The following is a 3,501-nucleotide window of genomic DNA, read 5'->3' on the forward strand; positions in this document are numbered from 1 at the left end:
GGGGGGGGGGCCGGCCCCCCCCCCCCGCCCGACGCGGGGCGGAACTGACCGCCGCAGTGCCGTACCGTCGCCCGCGATGGCGGAATATGTGCTGCCCCGTCAGTGAGGTGGCAGCAGTGCGTCGACCAGCTCGCGCAGCGGCCCGACCAGGTCCTGTTCGGTGGCGGCGCTCAGCGGCTCCAACTGGATCGACGACGACCGCAGCACCGCGACGCCGATGCCGGCGGCGAGGGCCATCTGGGCGCGGAGGAGGATCTCCTCGCTGCCTGGTTCACCGGGACGCCACCCCCGGGCTGCCGCCAGTTGTTCGCTGGCCCGGCTGAGGACACCGCGCCGGATCTCGTCGGCCCGCGCGTCGCCGGACGAGCGCAACAGCAGGGTGAGCTGGCTGGACAGCCCCGCCGTGCCGAGGTCGGCGATGTGCCGGGCGATGGCTTCCGGGACCCGCTCGGCAGGCGTCTGACCGGCCGTCCGGTGCAGCTCGTCGCCCGCTGCCCGCAGGCACGCCTCGAACAGGCCCTCCTTCGACGAGAAGTAGCGGCTGATGAGCGCGACGTTGACCCCCGCGTCGTCGGCGATGTCCCGGACGGTCGTCGCCGCGTAGCCGTCGCGGGCGAAGCGCTGCCGAGCCGCGTCGAGCAGGAGCTGCCGGGTTTCGGTCGCATCCCGGCGGCGACGCGGGGCAGGTTCGCCAGCTGTGGCTGAGGGGACGGGTGGTTCTGCTGTCACGGCGCGTCCTTTCTCGCTCTCTGTGGCGGTGCGGCCGACACAATGTAAACATATGTTGACTTGTGGCTCGAAGCAAGGTCGTCGACCTTCGCCGGGGTGACGTAAACGACTGTTGACATGGCTCTGTGGCTGCGGATACTGGTAAGTCAGCAAACGTTTACATCTAGTTTCGGGAATCTCATGACCCACACCATCGCGGAGCCGACCCGCGTCGGCTCCGCGCCCAGCGCCGCTCCGCGTGCCAACAGCACCCTCCTGGTGCTGTATCTGTCGCTGGGTGGCCTGGCGTTCGCGGTGCTGCAGTCGCTGGTGGCGCCCGCGCTGTCGACCATCGGAAGGGACCTGGGCGTCTCGACCGGAGACGTCAGTTGGGTGCTCACGGCGTACCTGTTGGCCGCCTCGGTACTGACGCCCATCCTCGGCCGTCTCGGTGACATGGTCGGTAAGCGCCGGGTCCTCATCGGCGTCCTCGCCGCCCTCGCCGCGGGCACCCTGCTCGCCGCCCTGGCCCCCAACCTGACCGTGCTGATCGTCGCCCGGGCGCTACAGGGCGCCGCCGGCGCGATCCTGCCGCTGTCGATCGGCATCGTGCGCGACGAACTGCCCCGGGAGAAGGTCGGCGTCACCGTCGGCCTGCTGTCGGCGATCTTCGGTGTCGGCGCCGGCGTCGGCATCGTGGCCGCAGGCCCGATCGTGGAGCACCTGTCCTGGCACTGGCTCTTCTGGCTGCCGCTGGTCCTCGTCGTCGTCGCGCTGCTCGGGGCCATCTTCGGGATGCCCGAGTCGCGGGTGCGTACGCCCGGACGGCTCGACATGTTCGGCGCCGCCATCCTGTCGGTGTCGCTGGTCTCGCTGCTGCTGGCTGTGAGCAAGGGGCAGTCCTGGGGTTGGGGGGAACCGAAGACCGTCGGCCTGTTCCTGCTCGGCGTGGTCGCGTTGATCGTGTTCGTCCTGGTCGAGCTGCGGGTGAGCGAGCCGCTCATCGACATGCGCCTGATGAGGATTCGCGGTGTCTGGGCCACCGACCTCGTTGCCCTGATCCTCGGGTTCGCGATGTTCGGAACCTTCGTGCTCGTGCCGACCCTGCTCCAACTTCCCGCGGTCACCGGCTACGGCTTCGGCAAGACGGTGTCCCAGGCCGGCCTGTTCCTGCTGCCCACCGTCCTGATGATGGTGATCTTCGGGCCACTCGCCGGTCTGCTGGACCGTCGCTTCGGTCCCAAGGTCCCGATGTTCCTCGGCGCGGTCCTGGTCGTCGTCGCGTTCGTGCTGCCGGCACTCGCGCACGGCGCGACCTGGCAGGTGCTGCTCTCCGGAGTGCTCACCGGTGCCGGCATCGGCCTGGCGTTCGCGGCGATGTCCAACGCCATCATCGAGAGCGTCCCGGCCGGGCAGACCGGCGAGGCGAGCGGCGTCAACACCATCGCGCGAACCATCGGTAGCAGCATCGGCGCCGCGGTCGTCGCGGCCGTCATCACGTCGCACAGCACACCTCAGGGTCTGCCCACCGACGCGGCCTTCACCGCCGGCTTCTGGGTCTGCGCGGGCGTCGCCGTCCTGGCCGTCTTCGCGGCGCTCGCACTGCCCTCGGCGCGTCGCCGTCACCAGCAGGCCGTCGACGCGGGTGTCGAGGACCTCCCACCCGAGCCCGTCGAGGTGCACCTGCCGCACCGGCAGCGCTGAGAAGCGACACTGTGACGGCTCAGGCCGTGACCACCCACTGTGGCGGTCACGGCAACCTCAACCGCCTCACCGACCTGACTGCTGAGCTGCGCCGCCAGCTCAAGCCGCTGGGCCGGCAGGCGGAGGTGGCCCGCCGCGCCGCGGCCATCCAGGCCAACCTGCGCGATGCCCGACTCCGCCTGCTCGCCGACGACCTGGCCACCCTGCGCACCACCCTGGACCGGGAGATCGCCGACGAGACCGCGTTGCGGGAGCGGCGCGAACAGATCGAGGGCGAGCACGTCGAGGTGCAGGGCCGGCTCGGTGAGCTGGAGGCCGCGCTGGCCGAGGACGCGCCGTTGCTCGCCGCCGCACAGGACACCTGGTACAAGCTGTCGGCCCTGCAGGAGCGCTTCCGCTCGATCGAACAGCTGGCCCGGGAACGGCTGCGGCACCTCAGCGCCACCGGCGACGACGAGCGGCCCGGCCGCGACCCGGACCAGCTGGAAGCGGAGGCGGAGCGGGTCCGCGAGCAGGAGGAGGAGCTGCGCGCGGCGCTCACCGACGACCAGATCCGACTGGCCGAGGCCGTCGAGTACCGGCAGGAGCTGGAACGGCAGCTCGCCGCCGCCGAACGGGAACTGGTCGCCGCCGCCAAGGCCATCGCCGACCGGCGGGAGGGGATGGCCAAGCTGACCGGTCAGGTCAACTCGGCCCGCGCCCGCACCACCAGCTCCAGCGAGGAGATCGAACGACTCGCGGTCGCGCACGCCGACGCGCTGGGCCGCGCCGAGCAGGCACAGGCCGAGCTGGACGCGGTGGCGGCACAGTCCACCGAGGCCGACCGGGACAACGCGGACCTGGACGCCCGGCACGCCGAGGCGGTCGCCGCGCAGGAACGGGCGCAGGCGACCGTACGCTCACTGGCCGACTCGGAGCGGGCGGCGGAGAAGGACGCCGCGACCTGGAAGGCCCGTGAGGAGGCGCTGGCGCTGGGCCTGCGGCGCAAGGATGGCGCGGGAGCGTTGCTCGCCCGCGCGGACGACGTACCCGGCCTGCTCGGCAGCCTCGCCGGGCTGCTCACCGTCGCGCCGGGCCACGAGGCCGCGC

2 protein-coding genes and 1 pseudogene are annotated in these 3,501 nt (G+C 71.8%); 2 read left to right on the top strand and 1 reads right to left on the bottom strand.

The genetic code is table 11. The features are described 5' to 3' along the window. Positions 1–99: 99 nt before the first annotated feature. Positions 100–729, bottom strand: coding sequence for a TetR family transcriptional regulator (locus tag ACWCO3_RS32975; RefSeq protein WP_450013840.1), 630 nt, complete (start codon positions 727–729; stop codon positions 100–102). A 180-nt stretch (positions 730–909) separates the two neighbouring features. Between ACWCO3_RS32975 and ACWCO3_RS32980 the strand changes: the two genes are divergently transcribed. Together ACWCO3_RS32980 and ACWCO3_RS32985 are read left to right on the top strand one after the other, a co-directional pair. Beyond that, positions 910–2,412 (top strand): MFS transporter, encoded by a 1,503-nt coding sequence (locus tag ACWCO3_RS32980; RefSeq protein WP_450013842.1) that lies wholly within the window; start codon positions 910–912, stop codon positions 2,410–2,412. Positions 2,413–2,465: 53 nt separating this feature from the next. Then, positions 2,466–3,501 (top strand): annotated as a pseudogene (locus ACWCO3_RS32985) (chromosome segregation protein SMC); the annotation flags it as partial.

The organism is Micromonospora sp. NPDC002411, from assembly GCF_053592955.1.

Excerpts from the sequence above, each read along its gene's own strand:
- ACWCO3_RS32980 (WP_450013842.1), top strand. The coding sequence starts at position 910 with ATGACCCACACCATCGCGGAGCCGACCCGCGTCGGCTCCGCGCCCAGC.